Here is a 20039-nt window from a genome sequence, read left to right on the forward strand (position 1 = left end):
AATTATTTAAGGGGGAGAAACAACGTGAAAAAATTATTATTAGCTATAATAGCTACTTTGCTAGTAGCAACAGTACTTGTAGGATGTTCTTCAAGAGACAAAGATAAAGAAGATTCATGGGACATGATTGAGGAGAGAGGTACTATCATTGTAGGATTAGATGATACATTTGTTCCTATGGGATTTAAAGATGGAAGTGGTGAATTAACAGGTTTTGATGTTGAATTAGCCGAGGAAGCTATTAAAAGCATGGGACTTGACGTTCAATTTCAATCAATTGATTGGAATTTAAAAGAAACGGAATTAAATGCAGGTAATATTGATTTGATTTGGAACGGTTATACTATAACCGAAGCAAGACGAGAAAAAGTGAATTTTACTACTCCATATTTAGATAATCAACAAGTTATTGTCGTAATGAGTGATTCAAGCGTTAAAAATAAGGCTGACTTAAAAGATAAGGCAGTTGCAACTCAAAATTCTTCTAGTGCATTAGAAGCTATTGAATCAGAAGGAGCTAAGGAAACTTTTAAAAACGGAGATATCGTACTTTTTGATACTTACAATGATGCATTTATGGACCTCGAAGCAGGCAGAGTTGATGCTGTTGTTGCAGATGAAATCTTAGCAAGATACTATATAGCTCAAAGAGGAGAAGAAAAATATTATATATTGGATGAAGATTTTGGAGATGAAGAATACGGTATTGGAGTAAGAAAAGAAGATACGACACTACTTGAAAAATTAAATACAGTATTAGATGAAATGAAAGCAGATGGAAGAGCGGCTGCTATTAGTGACAAATGGTTTGGCGAAAATATTGTGAAGTAATTAAGTAAATTTACTACTATATAAGGTAAAAAAAATTAGCTAGTGGCTACTCTAGTCACTAGCGTAATACCATCATTAAGTTTAATGACTAACAAGACAGACCTGCAAGCTAGTAGCTAGAAGCTAGGTGCTTATTTAGCTTTTTAGGTGCTATGAAAATGAGGTGACACAATGAGTTATATTATGGAAATAATGCCTTTGATGATGCAAGGGCTAAGGACAACAATCTGGGTATTTGTATTTACTGGATTATTATCAATACCTCTTGGTATGATAATATGTACACTTAGGTTGTCTAAGAGCAAAATTCTTCAAGGAACTATGCAACTTTACATATTGATTGTACGAGGGACACCACTGTTATTGCAGTTGATATTTGTGTTTTTTGGGCTTGTATATGTGGGAATTGTACTCGATAGAGGCACTGCAGTATTAATAGCTTTTACCCTTAATTACGCTGCTTACTTTGCAGAGATATTTAGAGGCGGGGTAATGTCTATAAGTGAAGGACAATACGAAGCTTCTAAAGTACTTGGTTTATCAAAACGAGATACATATTTTGGTGTAATATTACCTCAGGTTTTTAAAAGAGTATTACCTCCAGTAGGAAATGAATTGATTACATTAGTAAAAGATACTTCTCTAGTTTATGTACTAGGACTTGGAGATGTAATTAGAGCTGCAAAAACCTTATCCAATACGCAAGCATCTCTTATGCCTATAGTTGTAGCTGGTGTTATATATCTAGTATTAATAGCTATTGTAACCTATTTACTTAGACGCACAGAGATAAAATACAATTACTACAGGTAGGTGTAAAATGTTAAAAGTGGAAAATCTCTCAAAAAGCTTTGGAGATAAAAAAGTTTTAGAAAATATTAATTTTGAGGTAAATAAAGGTGATATTGCAATCATTACAGGTCCTTCTGGTGTTGGAAAGACTACACTTATAAGATGTCTATCATCCCTTGAAAAATATGATAGTGGCAAAATTGAAATATCGGAGAGAAGAGAAGAAAAACAATATCCTGTTGGTTTAGTATTTCAAGGTTTTAATCTTTTTCCTCATTTAAGTGCACTAGAAAATATAACTTTTCCTTTAATTAAAGTTAAGAAACATAGCAAAGAAAAAGCAGAAAAGCAAGCAAAAGAATTGTTAGCCTCTCTTGGATTAGAAGGACTAGAAGAAAGCTATGAGTACCAACTTTCTGGTGGGCAGAAGCAAAGAGTGGCAATTGCTAGAGCATTAGCGTTAAATCCTGAGTATTTATGTTTTGATGAACCTACATCAGCATTAGATTCAGAACTTAGAGAAGATGTTGGAGAAATGCTTCGAGGAATTGCTAAAAAAGGGACAGGAGTTATAGTTATAACTCACGATAAGATATTTGCTGAAAAATATGCTACAAAACTATACGAACTTGGTGAACAGTTAGAACTGCGCAATAGCTAAAATATAGATTTTTGAAATAACTTTAGTGTGTACGAATTGTTTAATTGTGGAAAATAATATTGACTCTCTTTTTTAAATATGATATTATAATTTCGTTAAGAGGGAGTAGTTTTAAATACATACGTCAACAATACTGGTTAAATTGATAGTTTAACTTGGCCATGTACCCAATTTATAGGTAACGAGACTTTTAACATAATCTTTTAATGGTTATGTGGAAAGTCTCTTTTTTGTGTTGATATACAAAAATTCATTCATTCATATTAAATTTTTAGACAATAATATAGTAGACAGATTAATTTATATTTAGAACATAGCTTTTATAGAATATCTAAAAAAAATGTAATAAAATAATAATAAGAGGTGATTGTTGTGTGGTTTTCAAGATCCCAAGAAGAAATACTTAAAGAACTAGATGTTAACCTCCATACGGGTCTTAATACTGAGGAAGCGGTTAGAAGACTTGAAGAATATGGTGAGAACAAACTAAAGGGAAAGCCAAAAAAGAGTATTATCTCACTTTTTTTCATTCAGTTAAAAGATATGTTGATTTATGTATTATTAGGTGCTGCCCTTGTCACTATTATAATCGGAGAATATGTTGACGCTATAATTATTCTATTTGTTGTAGTTTTAAATGCAGTAATTGGGTTAGTACAAGAGTACAAAGCAGAAAAAGCTATTGAAGCGCTACAACAAATGACTGCGCCAAAATCTTTAGTAAAACGTAGTGGCGAGATAAAAGAAGTTGATTCACAGGAATTAGTGCCTGGAGATATTGTTATTTTAGATGCTGGTAGATATATACCGGCAGATATTAGATTGATTGAAAGTGCAAACCTTCAAATAGAGGAATCAGCACTAACAGGAGAATCAGTACCAAGCAATAAGGACGCAAAAGACATTTTCACAGATCCTAAAACTTCATTAGGAGACCAATCAAACATGGCATTTATGTCTACATTAACTACTTATGGCCGAGGTGAAGGTGTAGTAGTAGCTACTGCTATGGATACTCAAATAGGAAAGATTGCTAAGATTCTAGATGAAGATATTGAAGAAATGACCCCATTGCAAAAAAGGTTAGAAGAACTAGGTAAGACACTAGGATTTATTGCAATTGGCATATGTGTACTTATATTTATCATTGCATTAATTCAAGGAAGAGACCTATTTGAAATGTTTTTAACTTCAATTAGTTTAGCTGTTGCTGCTATACCTGAAGGGCTACCTGCTATAGTTGCAATAGTATTGGCCCTAGGCGTAACTAGGATGTCTAAAATAAACGCTATAGTTAAAAAATTGCCTGCTGTTGAGACTTTGGGATGTGTCAATGTCATTTGTTCAGATAAAACAGGTACACTTACACAAAACAAGATGACAGTAGTTAAACATTATGTAAGTAACCAAGTGAAAGATATACCCGCTGAGAGTACAGGACTTGAGGCCACTAGTGATGAAAAAGAGTTAGTAAAATCTTTTGTATTATGTTCTGATGCAACTTATGAGAATGGCGAAGGAACAGGAGACCCTACTGAAATAGCATTAGTTGTATTAGGAGATAAATACAATTTATCCAGAAAAATATTGAACTCACAACACAAAAGAGTGGGAGAAAAACCGTTTGATTCTGATAGAAAGCTTATGTCTACTCTTAATATAGAGGAAAATGGTTATCGAGTTCATACTAAGGGAGCAGTTGATAATCTATTAAAAATTGCTACTAAAACATTAATAGATGGTAAAGTTATTCCATTAACAGAAGAGTTGAGAAATGAATATTTAAAAGTTGTAGAAGAGATGTCTAATCAAGCTCTTAGAGTACTTGGAGTTGGATACAAGGATACGACTACGATTATAGAGTCAGAAGATATGGAAAGTGATTTAATCCTTATAGGTTTAGTAGGAATGATAGATCCACCAAGACTTGAAGTAAAAGCATCTATAATAGAAGCTAAAGCAGCAGGTATTATGCCCATAATGATTACTGGTGATCATAAAAATACTGCAGTAGCTATAGCAAAAGAATTAGGTATAGCTGATTCTATTGAACAAAGCTTGACAGGTAGTGAAATAGAAGAAATGTCAGATGAAGAATTTACTAATAGAATAAATGAATATAGAGTATTTGCAAGAGTTTCACCTGAACACAAAGTGAAAATTGTAAAGGCTTATAAGTATCATGGAAACATTGTATCTATGACAGGAGATGGTGTTAACGATGCGCCATCCCTTAAAAGTGCAGATATTGGAGTTGCTATGGGGATTACTGGGACGGATGTTTCTAAGGGTGCTAGTGATATGATTTTAACTGATGATAACTTTTCTACTATTGTTCACGCTATAGAAGAAGGAAGGAATATATACAATAATATAAAGAAGTCCGTTATATTCTTATTATCTTGTAATTTGGGAGAGGTAATTGCCATATTTGCATCTGTTTTATTTTTCTGGCCAATACCACTGCTACCCACGCAGATACTATGGATTAACTTAATTACAGATACTTTTCCTGCTATTGCTCTTGGCCTTGACCCTGGTGATAGAGATGTAATGAAAAAAAAGCCTAGAGATCCTAAAGAAAGCTTCTTCGCAAAAGGCGCCGGATTTAGAGCCATTTTAGGTGGGACCCTCATAGGTATATTAACCTTAGTAGCGTTTTACTTTGGTTTGAAGGAGTATGGATATAATCTAGGAGCAAATGATATTCCTGACGGAGTACTTATATACGCTAGAACTATGGCTTTTGTAGTTCTAGCTGCTTCTCAGTTGTTTTATTCTCTCACTATGAGGCATCCTACAAAATCAATTGTTCAAGTTGGTTTATTCTCTAATTTATATTTAATAGGTGCAATAGTAATAGGATTTATTTTACAGTTAGGAGTAATATCAATTCCTTTCTTTGCTAGAGCTTTTAGAGTACAGATGTTATCTCTTTATGATTGGGGATTAGTAATTTTATTTGCATTAGTACCTTTATTTATAAATGAAATTATTAAAATATTTTTAAGAAGAAAAGATAAACAAGGTGAATAAATTTTAAAAGGATATAATTTAGGATTTGCTAATATAAGAAGATTGATTTGAAGTTTAAAATGATAAGATTATAATTATCCAATTAGAAAAAGTATCCTAGAATTAAAACCTAGGATACTTTTTCTTAATTCATTGGTCTATCATTTTGTGGGTTAGGATTATTAAAACTTGTAGGTTTTGGATTATTTAAATCAAAATATTTACCTGGAGTTGATAAGTTAAAGTAAAGTTTAGAATCTTCTGTTACTCCCCAATCTTTTTGAGAACCAGTATCTTGTATGCGATTAAAAGCTTCTCTAAATAATGAGTTATGTGCTTCTTCTCGATTGAGTAAAAAGTCAATAGTATCTCGTACACCTTTATCATTTATTTGTCGATGAAGATACTCGTACACTACTTTTGCTCGTTGCTCTGCAGCGATATTGGATAATATATCCGCTGCTAAATCACCTGTACAGTTTACATAAGCAGCAGTCCATAATTGACCAGATGCATTGGTTAGCATAGGCGATAGGCCACTTAGTACGTGAGCTTGTACATTTCCTACTGTAGCTCTATTTGCATCTGGAGTATGTCCATTTAACATATTTACTGTAGTAGCAACCATCTCCATGTGAGCTAACTCTTCAGCTGCGATGTCTAGGAATAGATCCTTAATTTCATGATCGTTTATTCTAAAACTTTGAGAAAGATATTGTAAGGCTGCTTTTAGTTCACCTTGGGGACCACCAAGTTGTTCTTGAAGCATAGCTGCATAATTTGGGTTAGGTGCATCAATTTTAACTTCTTGTAACAGATGTTTTTCATGTTTAAACAATAGAATTCACTCCCTTTCAAGGTTTATATTTATTTTCTCTTTAATAATAGATTTTATGTAAATAAAAAGATAATAAATTATTGACAAATACATTGTCTTTATGTAGTATATAAATTATAAAAAACAATTATTTACAGTGTTGTTTAAGAAGTGAAATTTGTGGTAACTATATATTACAATTCAGATCAAAAAGAAAAGGCAAACCTGATGAAAGTTGGGGACGCAAAGCTAAGAGTCTAAGGTATATAAAAATTATACTATGATAGTCGAGCCACCTAATTTAGTATTAGGTGGCTTTTTTTATACAAGTACATAAAATATAGGACAAAATCCTATCATAGTTTTTAAAAAGATAAAGGCAAACTTATCGAAAGGTAAGGACGCAAAGCAAGAGTCTAAAGTCTATATAATTGCTGTTAAAAGTAATTGTATTTACAATGATAGTCAAGCCACCAGAGTTATTCAGGTGGCTTTTTTAATTATCGCGAAGACAATGAGCCAAGCGTCTGCTTGCAGACATTTGGCGACTGTCCGCGTAACCGCGAGAAATTCGCGAAGCGTGTTTCTTGTGGTTTGAAGAAGCAAAGTTTAGCTAAAGTCTAAACTTTGCTATTATCCAATAAATTATTAAACATATGAAAAATCATATCAACATTTTGATAAAGGCAAACTTACTGAAAGGTAAGGACGCAAAGCTAAGAGTCTAATGTTTATATAACTACTATTTGCAGTAGATGTATTTACTATGACAGTCAAGCCGCCAGATTTAATTCAGGTGGCTTTTATTATGTGATAGAAAGTTATTGCACAAGCTCAGGCTTGCTATCAAGCTAACAGGATTTTATAAATAAGAGGAGGAATTTTAAAGAAAATTAGATATTTTTAATGATAGGAGGAGAAATGAGAATGAAAAAGTTAAGAGGATTGCGTGTTTTATCTCTTGTATTTGCATGTGTTATGATATTTTCACTGTTGAATCAAAATACATTTGCAAGTACAAAGTCTAGTGCACCTAATGAAGAAGTATTACAAATCCAAAGTCTAGAGTTAGAAGAGCTAGATGATCTGAATGAAACTGAAAAACTAGCTGAAGATGATGAAAAAGATGAAAATAAAGAAGTTAACGAGACTGAGGATTTAGATAAGAGAGATTTAGAAAAATCAGAATCTAAGGAAGACAAGGATAAAGATGATAAAAAAGGTCAAGAAGAAAAAAATGATAAAAAATCTGAAGATAATTTAAAACTCTTAGAGGAAGATGACGACCCAATTGTAGTAGAAGAATCACTAGACTACTATCCTGCAAGTTCATCATTAAATGTAGGACCAGTTATTGAATCCCTTCAAGTAGGAGCTATGTTATTAAGATCGTCAGGAATGATGAATGTAAAAAGTATGGCGCCTTATGTAGATCCACAAGAGCATGGATTGACACTGACAAAAACAGCTACTCCAACCGATGGTAACAAATTTAGACTAGATCTAACTGCAACTACAGAATCAGATATAGTGACGACTATTAAACCTAGTGACATAATAATGGTTTTAGATAGATCAGGAAGTATGAGTGATCTGTTAAGCTATACCCCTATAACTTCTGCACCTTCAACAAATTCAAATTATTACGTGAAGGTAGATGGCAGTTTTATACAAGTATCATATAGCTCTAATAGATGGAGTTACAAACCTGGAATTTTGTACAGAACAAGATATGTTACGTGGGATATTAATGGTGATGACAATAGTGCTGGTAACACTTCTTCATCAAACCCTCGACCAAAACCATTTTATAGACGTGTTACAAGATTACAAGGTTTAAAAGATGCTGCAAATGCCTTTGTAAATAAAGTTTACGCAGAATCTCCAGATAGTAGGATAGCAATAGTTTCATATAGCGGAAACGTAACAAATAATACTGGTGGCTTAGTAAATGTTAAGAGTAATAACACAGTAAATAATACTATAACCAATGCTATAAATGGGTTAAATGCCGATGGGGCAACTCATTCTAATAAAGGTATGGGAATGGCAAAAGATATATTCCAAGCAGATAATAGTTCAGATAGAAATAGAGTAGTGATAAAGTTTACTGATGGAGAACCAGGGAATTATGGCTTTGATAATAATGATGGTTCTAGGTATGCAGCTGCCACTATAAACCAGGCAGCAGTTTTAAAAGGAGCTAGAGGTACAACATTAAGTAGCGATGTATCCTTCAATAATCAGAGAGCAGGTAATGGCAATATAGATGGACCAAAGGTAGTTAGCAATGAAGTAGGTTGTGGTGCCACCGTATATAGTGTAGGTGTATTCGATAGTAATGTCAATACATTAGTACATAGATACATGGCGTGGATGTCTAGTGATAATAAAACTAATGCAACAAATTCTAATGGACATGATTATTATTTTACTGCAGATTCTACTGAAAGCTTAGATTCAATTTTCCAAGCAATTGCAGAAGAAACTGGAGAAACAGTAGAAGATGTAGTAATAAAGGATTATATAAATCCAGCATTTGACATAGTCGATGCTAATGGCAATATATTAGAAATTGGCGATACGATTACTGTAAGTGGTGAAACAGGTACAATCATGATAGATGACAAAGGAATATATGTTAGATGGACCAAAGCAAGAATTAGACCAGGAACTATTGCTGAGGGAAAAGGTTTTAAAGGGTCGCTATTTATTAAACCTAAATCTGATTTTATAGGTGGTAATAATATTCCAACAAATACATTAAATATTTCTGCTATTTATACAGAAGGAAATAACATAGGAAGTTTTCCGAATCCACTAGTAAATGTACCCTTTAATATAAGCGTAAAGAATATTCAAGATTATATACTATTAGGCGAAAGCGTACCGAAAAGTGTTGAAGTCGTACAGGAAGAAATTGTAAATCAAAATCTTCATTATAACTATCCAAATGGAATGCTAGAGTATAGTTGGAGTCCAAACTTAACAAGCGATACAAAACCAACAACGACGACGGATTTTAACTTAAATATTACAGCAGAGCCTATAAATTATATATCCTTTAATGATCAAAGTATATGGGAGCCGATTTCGGGTGGGTATAAAAATAAAAATACTGGAGAAATTTATAATCTAGCAGTTGGTACAGTAGCAGTAGGCAAAGCTGATACAGGTACTTATACTATTAGACCTGTAAAACCTGAATTTGCAGGTAGTACCTACAATATATTTCTTGGAGAAACCTCTGGAGATGGAGGGGCAAGTACATTATCTAATGCAATTACTCTTTCAATACCAAATAAAGATATAGCAGGAGTGGATATACCTACAAATATAAAAAACAATCTACAAAATAGATTGTCAGGCTACAAAAATAGATTAACTTTTAAAGTGGATGCTATAAATCCTGCTACTGCTCCAAGTTATATTGCACCATTAAGTGGTTATAAGCCGGTGGAAGATACTATATTAAAAGTAAAAGCAAAGTATGATTCTACGGATGTGCAAAATAATATTCCCGTCACAATAAACGTAAAACAAGGGTCTTTAACCATTACTAAAGCGATTAACGGGACAGTTAATCCAAATCAGACATTCGTATTTGAAATAAAACAGTATGACGATACAGACAAGACTACACTGATAAAGACATTCTATGAAACCATAAGAGTTAGCAGTGAACAAAATAATAGAACAATAATCAAATTACCTAAAGGTTATTATGAAGTCAGTGAAAAAGACGATTGGTCTTGGAAGTACAATGTGGTTGGAAATAAAATGAAGTTTGATACTTTGGGCTTGAATGCCAATGGCAGTAGAAATATTAACAAAATCAATGGAGAAACAACATTATCTAATCAATCTAAGGTAATTAAATTCCTTAGTAGTGATGATTGGGTAGTAAATGAGTTTAAATAGAAAGGGGGTAAAGGGATAATGAATAAGAAAAAAATGTTTTTAGTGGTTTGCTCTGTTTTTGTGGTGACACTTGCCTTTGCAGGTACTACCTTAGCCCTGCTCTCTACTCAGACTCAAGCAAAAGCAAATGGATTCGTTCCAGGGGTTTTAACTTCACAGATATTTGAAAATGGTAGTTTAGCACCTGATGGACATAGCAGTCTAATACCTACAGAAAATACAACACTAAAGGAAGTACAGGTGCAAAATACGCCTGGTGCACACGAGGTTGATGCGTATATTAGAGTAATGCTTGTACCTACTTTTCGGTCAGACGAGGGTACCTTAGCTGGGAACATATCACTGAATCCTAATAATGACAGTATTATAATAGAAGCGCCTAGTGGTGAGACAGTAACACTTAATCTCACTTCGGGATGGAATAATAATTGGATATCTCAAAATGGCTACTTCTACTATAAAAGTATTGTATCACCAGGAGATTTAACTGACGTTCTACTTGAAAGTGTCCATGTTACCAATACTGAGCTATGGCAAACATTTAATCTAGAAGTTTTATCTGATGCAATTCAGGCGGAAAACGGTGCAGCATTAGATGCGTGGGGAACTATTGCAGAGCAATTACAGTAGGCATAATTTGGAGGAAAATACATAATGAAAAGATTTTGCTCAATGGTTTCATCAATTATACTAACGCTTATGATTTTAGTATCTTTATCACTTGGACTACCTCATCTAATAGGAGTTAAAACTTTTGTAGTGCTAAGTGGTAGCATGGAGCCCTCAGTACATACAGGTAGTCTTGCTTATATAAAAGCTTCGACACCTGATGAAATTACAAAAGGCGATATTATTACATATACTATGACTGGTGATAACGGGTATTTAGTAACACACCGAGTAGTTTCAGTAAACGAAGTAGAAAATGTATTTATAACAAAAGGTGATGCTAATGAGACTAATGATGGACCAGTAGAGTTTGAAAGATTAGTAGGAAAATTATTGTTTAGTATACCTTACTTAGGATTTTTAACAGCTTTTATTAAAACCAAACAAGGTATCGTGTTGATGATAGGTATATTAATAGTAATGATTATACTTACATTTCTTCCACAGATTATGAAGAAGGAAGAATCGACTTAAAATGTTATACTTCTATGTCAAGAAAAATTTTTAAGGGGATGGATTATGAAAAATAAATTTGTATTAATATCAATAACTGTTGCATTATGTGCAGTAATTATTACAGGTGCTACATTTGCATACTTGACGGCAACTTCAGATGAAAAAGTAAATACTTTTACTAAAGGCACAAATATTGAAATTGAATTAAGAGAACCAGCATGGGATGGGCAAGAATTTGGTGAAAGTACTATACCAGAGCAAACATCCACAATGGGTATTACTAAGGCAAACAATATGGTTCCAGGTAGAGTAATTCCCAAAGATCCTAAAGTAAAGAATACTAGTGTTGAAGAGTCTGTTTGGATAGCTATTAAGTTAGATTATGAAGTAGAAGAGGAATTATCTACATATAGTGATATAGATGACTTTGCAACAATTGCATTTAGTACAGATTGGGAAGCAGCGGATCAAACAAATACGGTGTTTTACTATAAAACACAAGTGGCATCTTCTGTGGAAACAGCTAGCTTATTCGACAATATTACTATTTTAAGTGAAATTGGTATCGATGATTTACATAGTTTTAATATTACAATTCAAGCCTACGCAGTACAAGCAGAAGGAGTAGACTATAATACAGCAAAAGCTGAGTTAGATACATTAATATTACAATAATATAATAAAAATTTGGAGGTTATAAAATGAAAAAGAATAAATTATTATCGACAATTCTAGTGGTGATACTAGTAAGTGCTTTAACTATTGCAGGTACAATTGCATACTTAACTGACAGAGATGAGGCTACTAATACTTTTACAGTAGGAAATGTAGCGATAGAATTATCAGAGCCAAATTGGGATATGGATAATTCAAAAATTATTCCAGGTAAAGTAATAGAAAAAGATCCTGTAGTTACTGTACTAGCTGGGAGTGAATCGGCTTATGTTCGTGTAAAAGTAACTATTCCAGCGAAATTGAAAGCAATAATGGAAGATCTAGAACTAAATAATGGTTGGTCTATGGTGACACCTGTTACAGGTGACGACTATTACTTCGAGTATGGAGAAGTGTTATCAAGTGGTACAAATACTGAACTACCACCTGTATTTGATGAAATAAAAATAAAAGGGCCAGGCGTAAGTAATGAGACTCTTGCAGCGTTGACAGATAATGATCTTAAGATTACTGTAGTTGCACAGGCTATACAATCTGCAAACTTTGCTAATCAAGGGGATGCATGGGTTGCATTTGAAGTAGAATAATTTCAAGTAATACATATTAAAAGTATAATTACTTAATTAGAACACTTAATAACTACAGTTTAAGGAAATATGGTGGACTTAATGGTTAGAATTATTAGAGTTATAGGGAATACGATGTTTATCATAACAATGTTGGTTATATTAGTTTTATTATTGAATGTTATACAGACTAATAGTAAAGGAGACAATTCATCTATTCTAAATCACAAAATTTATTACGTTGACAGTGGTAGTATGTCTCCTACTATCCCAACAGGTTCCTTAATTGTAGTTAAGAAAGTTGATCCAACAGATATTCGATTAAACGATGTTATAACGTATGAGGGTATGGGAAGTTATGTTGTCACACACAGAGTTATGGAAATAGTAACTCGCGAGGAAAGCTTTATAACTAGAGGTGATGCAAATAATTCAGATGACCCATATGCAGTGGATAGTAAAAGGATTGTTGGAAAAGTTGTTTTTAATGCTCCATATATTGGATATTTGCTAAAATTCATACAATCTAGAATGGGTTTTCTAGTTATTGCTACTTTAATAATATTAACAGTAATATTAACATTTATATCCAATAAAAAAAGAAGAATTACTTCAAAAATGGAATAGTAGGAGGATAATGATAATGAAAAAAAATATTACTATATTAGTTTCTTCAGTTTTAGTTATTGCATTAGTAATCGGTGGTGCTACAATGGCGTGGTTTACTTCTGGTGCTGAGGCAAACAATGTATTTACCACTGGAAGCGTAGATATTACTTTAAATGATGAATTCCCTTTAGATGGAATTCAGAATGTTAATCCTGGCGATTGGTATCAAAAAGACGTAAGTGTAACTAGTAATGGGTCAAAACAAACTTATGTAAGAGTTAGATTTACTCCTGAGTGGACTTCAGCACAGGAGAGGGTATCACTACCTATTAATAATATAGTACCAGATTTAAACACAGATGATTGGGTTAGAGTAGGAAATTGGTTTTATTATAAAGAGATACTAAATCAAGAAGAAACAACAGAATTGTTGCTAAGTGGAATCACATTTGATGGAAAGAAAACAGACAATAGATATAAAGGAGCAACTTTCGAAATAGATATTGAAGTACAAGCTGTGCAAGCATCTCACTATGCATTTCAAGATGAATGGGGGATTACTGGTGTAATGGGAACTAATGGTTTTATACCTGCTGTAGGAGTAGAAGAATGGACTCCAGAAAACGAGGCTCCAACAAACTAGGTACATGATAGTAGATGTGTAGAGTCTTACCTTTTAGGCTAAATAAATTGGGTATTGCTCCTACTTGAAGATTTTAAGATGAAAAAAGAGTTTTACTATATTTGTATCACTTGGTTAAAGGATGGTTAAAATGAAAAATATGAATATAAAAGCTCCAATATTCTTTAGTATTCTATTTCTAATGATGTTAATATCATTAGTGTTTACTAATGGATCCGTATATGCAAGTAGTTTGCAGGTGGTTGGTAGTGATAATGGTTTAGAAATAATTCCACATGATAGCAACTTGTACAGTGAGTTGAATTTGGGCCCTGGAGATTATAAAGAAGCTAATCTTACAGTTAGTAATACATATAATACTTCATTTGAATTGATGTTACAAGTAAGCAGATTAGATGAAGAACCTCCTGTGGGAAGCCCTGATTTGTTTAAACAATTAATGTTGAGCGTCACATTTAAAGGGGAAGAGATATACAATGGTTCTATGATAGATTTCGCGACTGATCCTAATGGGATTCAATTTGGAACTTTTGAACCAGATCAATCAGAGGATATACAGATTTTAGTTCATCTTCCTGGAAAAGATACAGGTAATGAATTTATGGGTATCTCCCATAACAATCAATGGAAGTTCACTGCAATAAGTGACGAAGAACTAGTTGAGATACCAGATGAAGAGGTGCCAATAGGCGGTGCAATAATACCTGACATAAATAAACCAGATAAAGAAATTTTAGATGAAGAAGTTCCTCTAGGAGGAGCAAAACTACCTAAAACAGGTTCTATGGCTTTAACATCTTTATTTTCTATTATAGGAATTGCATTGGTTGGTACTGGAGCTGTTGGTGCATATAAATCTAGAAATAAAAAGTAACCGACCATAAAAACATGTTTTGTCTGTTTTACTGGCTTTGTTTGGTAGTACATGGTCTATAAACATACGCTTGGATTCTTGTCTAAGCGATAATAATATGTGATATCCCCCATCTTTGATGGGGATTATTACATATTAGGAACTAATTTGAGTGAGGTGATATTATGAAAAGAAAAGTCTCTATACTATTAATTGTAATAGGTTTATTTTTAATATTACTACCTACTGTAGCAGATATGATATTAAAAATCATTAGCGATAACAATGCTGACAATTTAGATCAATTGACAGCTGAAGATTTACAAAGAAATATGTTGAGAGATGCAGATTTTGATTTTAATGGTGTTAGAGACGTTGATCTTACTAGAACTTTAATAGGTTCGAGAAATTTTGATCCCAATCTTATTATAGGGCAAATAATAATAGAAGATATTAATCTAAATCTACCTATTGTTAAAGGTGTCTCAGAAAGTAACTTGCTTGCAGGTGCTGCTACCATGAAAAAAGATCAAATAATGGGCAAAAATAATTATACTTTAGCAGGACATTATATAAAAAGAAAAGATACGCTTTTCGGTGGATTAATGGACATAAAAAAAGGAAGTATAATAAAAATAACGGATAAAAAAATTGTGTATGAATATAGTGTTTATAATACAGCGGTAGTTTCAGATACTAATCTTGCTATGATATCTGATAACAAATCAAATCAACGGGGAACGCCAATCATTTCACTTATGACATGTTATTATTCATCTAAGACAGGTAAGAGATTTTTTGCGTTAGGAGAGCTTGTCAAAGAGTATCCTTACGATGATACTTTTAATAAAGTGAAACTTTATTCAGTAGGGGTTTCTTCATCCCCTACTGAATATTAGTTCTCGCGAAACAATAAGCCAAGCGAAAACATGTTTTCGCTAGTACCTCTTAATGACTCCACAGTTAAATAGCTCGCTAATTTAACTGTGGAGTTATTAAAGTACGTAAATGAAAGCTTGCTTTCATTTGGCGAATGTCGCGGCTTTTACAGGCACTTAACCTCCACTTATCTTTTTTCATCTTGAAATCTTGAAGTGGGAGTCTTAGTGCCTGTTAATGCGGGATAAATATAATAAGGAAAACTAGAAAAATCTTAATCATAATTTTTTAGTTTTCCTTATTATTGCCTAAAGTTTAAATTTTGAAATTGCTATTTTCATATCTTGAGCTAATTTTGTCAAGTCTTCAGTTTTATCAGCAATTTGACTAATGTTTGTAGTTTGTTCTTGAACTGATGCAGAAGCTTGCTCTGTTCCAGCTGCATTTTCTTCAGATATGGCAGATAAGTTTTCAATGACTGATATTATCTCGTCTTTTTTTATTGCCATTTTATTACCTGATTCATTAAAGATTTCAATGATAGATTTCATTTTCTCTATAGATTCAGATATACCTGTAAACTTTGAGTTAGTCATATTTACACTGTCAGTTTGAGCAGCTACTATTTCACCAACTTGATTCATTGTTGATACAGCATTACTTGATTTAGTAGAAAGGTCTTTTATAACCATGGCAATCTCCTGAGTAAATGTGTTAGACTGTTCAGCTAGTTGTCTAATTTCTTCTGCCACCACTGCAAATCCTTTGCCAGACTCACCTGCTCTTGCTGCTTCAATAGCAGCATTAAGCGCAAGAAGATTTGTTTGGTCAGATATATCCTTGATCATTTGACTTGCTACTTCAATTTTTTGTGCGCTTTCTTGTGTTTTTAATACAATATTATATACTTCTTCTGTCCCTTTTTCGCTTAATTGTGTTTTTTGAACTAGTTCTTTAACTATTTCTAGACCTTGGTTTTTAAGATTGTCAACATCTTGAGTTACACTATTTAGTTTATGTATATAGTCTTGGTTTTCACTTACTAGATCACCTAAATTATGAATACTATTTGCTCCCAATTCAGTTTCTATTGCTTGAGCTGAAGCACCTTTTGCGATTTCATCTATGGCTTGAGATACTTCATTAGCTGCAATAGCAGATTGTTCACTAGTCAATGTCAATTCTTCAGATGCATATGCAAGATTTGTAGATGAAGATATAATTGTTAATATAAAATCTCGAATCTGAGAGGTCATAATATTTAATGATCTTGCTAATTCACCTAATTCATCTTGTGTTTTAATATCTATCTCCTTAATAGTTATGTTTCCGTCTTCATCTTTTTTTATCCCTGCCATCATAATCGCAATTTGATTAGTAATTGATTTAACCACCAAAGCAGAGAGAACAACTGCAACTCCTAAACTTATGATTATAATTCCTAATAAAAGTGTACGAGATTTATTATATTGTTTTTCAGCTTCTCTATATTCTTGTTCGGCATTTGTTAATTGAAGATTGACTAATTCCCCTATTTTCTCTGTAATGGGATCAATTTTAAAGTATAATTCATTTGTGGTATATTCAACTAAGGCCTCTTCATCTTGATGTACTATAATTTCTCTCAATTTTTCTACCGAAAGATCAGCTTCTTTAAAAAGAACTTCAGCCTCTGCTACAAGCTTTTCTTCCTCAGTAGTTAAAGGACTTTTTTTATATCTATCCCATAAGGCTAAAATACCGTTATTTGCATTATCGATATTTATTAAACCTTGTGACCATGAAATATTTTCATTTCTAACCTTATGTGATATATCAACAATACTCACTGCATATAAATCTGAAACTTTTTTTAGATTTTCAAGTGGAACTACGTTTGTGTTATACACCGTTTCTAGGCCTTGATTTGTAGTTTTAATCCCATTCAATCCATATATACCGACAAATATGGTAACGATGGAAAGTAGTATTACCAAAAAGTATAATTTCTTTTTAATAGTAATTTTTTTCAAAAATCCCATGCGAAATAAACCTCCATTTTCTTATGTTAATTACAGAAGTAATTATATCGGTATACTCTTTGATTAATTAATAGTTTTGTTAATAATTAAATAGATTTAACAAGTTCAAGTATGATAGAAAAGAATGCAACTCAATAAGCTAGTCAGATAAGTTTAGCCACAAGAAAACGCTTGGATCAAGGTCTTTGCAAACCACAAGAAACACGATTTACGAGTTTATCGGGTTACGCGGTAGTCGCCAAGTGGCTGCTTGCAGACATTTGGCTCATTACTTCGTGATAATAAATAAACGAGGGAAATTCCCTCGTTTTACATACCCAATTTTTTTCTCTTATTATTGATATGTGTTTCTATATCTATTGCTACTTGAACAGGGTCATCACCTAGAGCTACTTTTCCACCAGTTAATCCTTCAACATCCTCTGTAAGAAGTTTTACAAGTTTTGGAGCTCCAGTGATAAAGGGAGTAGGTGAAAGATGGGTATAGGCACCATATGCAACTGCAAATAAACCATCAATAGTGGCCTTTTGTTCCATCCATTCAGGAGCAGTAACTGCAATTGGAAGATCTGATATATCCAGATCTAAGTGATCTGCTAAAGCGGTAACTAACATAGAAATACGACCTGTATCAGTGCAAGTTCCAAAGCTTAGTACAGGAGGAATTTGCAAGGCTTTACAAACGCTTTTTAGACCTTCTCCAGCTAATTCAATTGCATCTAAATTACACATACCTGCTACTTCTAAACCGTGGTTACCACATCCAGCAGAAACTACTAAGATATCTCTTTTAATCAACTCGTTAGTAAGGTTTACAGTATTCCAATCCTGAGGACCATTTCGTAAAGTTGAACAGTTTGCTAAGGCAACAATCCCTTTAATTTGCCCCTTTGTTATAACATCTACTAATACATTTAAGTCATTTCCAATTGCTTTGAGCACAGCCTCTGTTGAGAAACCTGCAATAGCTTTTTGTTTTTGTTTGGGAACCATAGGTAATATTTTATTATGTCTCTTTTTAAAATTATCAATAGCAATATTAATACAATTTTCTGCCATTTCATCAGCTTTAGCAGGGTAGTAAGGCATTTCGTGTTGAGTTCCTGGAACTCCTATAATAGTGCTTACACTGACTAGAGCTACTTGATACTTCTCAGCATACTGATCGATGGCAGGAGGAGAGCAGTTTTCTTCCATAACTAGAGCATCTACAGTTCCAGTTGCAAGGAATGGTTCAATAGACAACCAATTTCCCATTAAGCCTACAAAGACATCATCAACTTCAAACCTTTGTAGTAATTCTTGTCCTGTTTCAATAGAACCAACAATTCTAAGTCCTTTTGCACCAGCTTTTTTTGCCATTTCTTGATAGTGAGATTCTTTAGCCTTTTGTAGAGTAGCAACAGCAATCCATGGCTGATGTCCATTAAAAGCAATATTAATATAATCTGGATCCATAATACCCATATCAACATTTACTTCGTGGGGCATAGGAGTTCCAAATAAAATATCTTGTGTCATTTCTAGTCCGATTTGTGCTGTATATATTGTAGATAATCCTAATCGAAGAGCTTTTTTTGCCAGGGATACATAATCACCATCAACATTTGTCAAACAACTTGCAATTGAGTTTTCTACTTCATGTTGGACTCCACAAGGATAAATATTTAATTCTTTCCATAATGGCTTTCTCTTTTTTGGTGCAAAGACCTCAACCATCATACTTTCCTGATCCGGATTCACTTTCATTTCTTTATCTAGAAGATCAGCCAATTGAATTGCCAACTGATTAGTGTCTTGGTCTGTTTTAATTCCAAGCTTTTCACACATGGATTTAAGCTTATCTACATCAGTTATTTTAAAAGATGTTTTTCCTTCGCCTGTAGCTTTAAGTGTTCTAAAAGCTTCATATGCATGATGGCCATAGGTGGCTGCACCCATAATATTACGCATAAGCAAATTTCTCATAGCCATTGCATCTGGACCAATTCCGCAAACACCTTTTTCTGCACCTGCTTTTTCACTAATTCTACAAGGACCTTGTGTACAAAGTTGACAGCTTAAGCCTTCAAGACAGTATTTACAGCGAATTTTTTCTTGCTCACCCCATCTTGAAAATACACTTGAAAGACCATCTTCTTTAATCCTTTTAAGCATCTCTTCAACAGAGTCATGATAGCTTACACGACCTTCTTTTTTTTCTAAAATAGTAGTAGACATAGTAACCTCCTCAGGTAAAATCTATAATTGTTAATGTAAATAGTATGTGCAATTTTTATAAAATAATGTTGTTTGTGAGAATATATAGTCAATCCGATATATATATATCGGATTGACTAAAGACCTAATGATGTTTATTATATTCTTATATGCTAGAATAAATTTAACTAACATTCTTCAATTTTACATTACATTCAAGAATTATTTTATAAACAAGGAGTGATAATCATCGGAAATGGCAAGGATTTTAGAGTAGAATTTGATTATGAAGAAGACACTTACGATCGCTTAAAAAATAGCGATATAAATAATAGTAAAGATAAATGCTTTACAAATAGATCAACTATGAAAAAGATAGAGTTTGATTACGAAGAAGATCATTATGAGCCGTAATAATATTTTTATCATATC

17 protein-coding genes and 3 riboswitches are annotated in these 20039 nt (G+C 33.0%); of the genes, 14 read left to right on the forward strand and 3 right to left on the reverse strand.

The window, feature by feature from the left end; translation table 11 throughout:
• Window positions 1-24 precede the first annotated feature (24 nt).
• From GC105_RS02405 to GC105_RS02420, 4 genes are all read left to right on the forward strand, one after another.
• The gene (locus GC105_RS02405) at window positions 25-831 is read left to right on the forward strand and encodes an amino acid ABC transporter substrate-binding protein (RefSeq protein ID WP_343029933.1); all 807 of its coding nucleotides are present in this window, start codon (window positions 25-27) and stop codon (window positions 829-831) included.
• Window positions 832-1002: 171 nt separating this feature from the next.
• Window positions 1003-1644 (forward strand): amino acid ABC transporter permease, encoded by a 642-nt coding sequence (locus tag GC105_RS02410; RefSeq protein ID WP_152801327.1) that lies wholly within the window; start codon window positions 1003-1005, stop codon window positions 1642-1644.
• Between the two features lie 7 nt (window positions 1645-1651).
• On the forward strand, window positions 1652-2284 hold the full coding sequence (locus tag GC105_RS02415; RefSeq protein WP_152801329.1) for an amino acid ABC transporter ATP-binding protein: 633 nt from the start codon (window positions 1652-1654) through the stop codon (window positions 2282-2284).
• A gap of 372 nt (window positions 2285-2656) precedes the next feature.
• The gene (locus tag GC105_RS02420) at window positions 2657-5320 is read left to right on the forward strand and encodes a cation-translocating P-type ATPase (RefSeq protein ID WP_343029934.1); all 2664 of its coding nucleotides are present in this window, start codon (window positions 2657-2659) and stop codon (window positions 5318-5320) included.
• 124 nt (window positions 5321-5444) lie between these two features.
• On the opposite strand, the gene GC105_RS02425 is transcribed toward GC105_RS02420, so the two are convergent.
• Window positions 5445-6137 (reverse strand): manganese catalase family protein, encoded by a 693-nt coding sequence (locus tag GC105_RS02425; RefSeq protein ID WP_152801331.1) that lies wholly within the window; start codon window positions 6135-6137, stop codon window positions 5445-5447.
• 187 nt (window positions 6138-6324) lie between these two features.
• A riboswitch (cyclic di-GMP riboswitch) is annotated at window positions 6325-6416 on the forward strand.
• Between the two features lie 68 nt (window positions 6417-6484).
• A riboswitch (cyclic di-GMP riboswitch) is annotated at window positions 6485-6594 on the forward strand.
• Between the two features lie 197 nt (window positions 6595-6791).
• A riboswitch (cyclic di-GMP riboswitch) is annotated at window positions 6792-6902 on the forward strand.
• 141 nt (window positions 6903-7043) lie between these two features.
• Between GC105_RS02425 and GC105_RS02430 the strand changes: the two genes are divergently transcribed.
• From GC105_RS02430 to GC105_RS02470, 9 genes are all read left to right on the forward strand, one after another.
• Window positions 7044-10037 (forward strand): vWA domain-containing protein, encoded by a 2994-nt coding sequence (locus GC105_RS02430; protein WP_193708246.1) that lies wholly within the window; start codon window positions 7044-7046, stop codon window positions 10035-10037.
• A gap of 18 nt (window positions 10038-10055) precedes the next feature.
• Window positions 10056-10667: a hypothetical protein gene (locus GC105_RS02435; protein WP_152801335.1), complete on the forward strand. Its 612-nt coding sequence runs from the start codon at window positions 10056-10058 to the stop codon at window positions 10665-10667.
• Window positions 10668-10691: 24 nt separating this feature from the next.
• Window positions 10692-11180 carry a signal peptidase I gene (locus GC105_RS02440; RefSeq protein WP_152801337.1) on the forward strand — a complete coding sequence of 163 codons (489 nt, stop codon included), beginning with the start codon at window positions 10692-10694 and terminating at the stop codon, window positions 11178-11180.
• A 45-nt stretch (window positions 11181-11225) separates the two neighbouring features.
• Window positions 11226-11837, forward strand: a complete 612-nt coding sequence (locus GC105_RS02445; protein ID WP_152801339.1) for a hypothetical protein — start codon at window positions 11226-11228, stop codon at window positions 11835-11837.
• A 26-nt stretch (window positions 11838-11863) separates the two neighbouring features.
• Window positions 11864-12424, forward strand: coding sequence for a SipW-dependent-type signal peptide-containing protein (locus tag GC105_RS02450; protein WP_152801340.1), 561 nt, complete (start codon window positions 11864-11866; stop codon window positions 12422-12424).
• 81 nt (window positions 12425-12505) lie between these two features.
• Window positions 12506-13030: a signal peptidase I gene (locus tag GC105_RS02455; protein ID WP_193708247.1), complete on the forward strand. Its 525-nt coding sequence runs from the start codon at window positions 12506-12508 to the stop codon at window positions 13028-13030.
• Between the two features lie 16 nt (window positions 13031-13046).
• Window positions 13047-13655, forward strand: a complete 609-nt coding sequence (locus tag GC105_RS02460) for a TasA family protein (protein ID WP_193708248.1) — start codon at window positions 13047-13049, stop codon at window positions 13653-13655.
• Window positions 13656-13785: 130 nt separating this feature from the next.
• Window positions 13786-14529 carry an LPXTG cell wall anchor domain-containing protein gene (locus GC105_RS02465; RefSeq protein WP_193708249.1) on the forward strand — a complete coding sequence of 248 codons (744 nt, stop codon included), beginning with the start codon at window positions 13786-13788 and terminating at the stop codon, window positions 14527-14529.
• Window positions 14530-14693: 164 nt separating this feature from the next.
• Window positions 14694-15407: a class A sortase gene (locus GC105_RS02470; RefSeq protein WP_152801348.1), complete on the forward strand. Its 714-nt coding sequence runs from the start codon at window positions 14694-14696 to the stop codon at window positions 15405-15407.
• 288 nt (window positions 15408-15695) lie between these two features.
• Here GC105_RS02470 and GC105_RS02475 read toward each other — a convergent pair whose 3' ends face one another.
• The gene (locus GC105_RS02475; RefSeq protein ID WP_152801350.1) at window positions 15696-17408 is read right to left on the reverse strand and encodes a methyl-accepting chemotaxis protein; all 1713 of its coding nucleotides are present in this window, start codon (window positions 17406-17408) and stop codon (window positions 15696-15698) included.
• A gap of 309 nt (window positions 17409-17717) precedes the next feature.
• A complete protein-coding gene (gene cooS / locus GC105_RS02480) occupies window positions 17718-19628 on the reverse strand; it encodes an anaerobic carbon-monoxide dehydrogenase catalytic subunit (RefSeq protein WP_152801352.1) in 1911 nt (636 codons plus the stop codon).
• 219 nt (window positions 19629-19847) lie between these two features.
• Here cooS and GC105_RS16755 point away from each other — a divergent pair, with 219 nt between their 5' ends.
• On the forward strand, window positions 19848-20021 hold the full coding sequence (locus GC105_RS16755) for a hypothetical protein (protein ID WP_193708250.1): 174 nt from the start codon (window positions 19848-19850) through the stop codon (window positions 20019-20021).
• Window positions 20022-20039 lie beyond the last annotated feature (18 nt).

The organism is Alkalibaculum sporogenes, from assembly GCF_009362815.1.
In the GTDB taxonomy this organism is placed as follows: Bacteria; Bacillota; Clostridia; order Eubacteriales; family Alkalibacteraceae; genus Alkalibaculum_A; species Alkalibaculum_A sporogenes.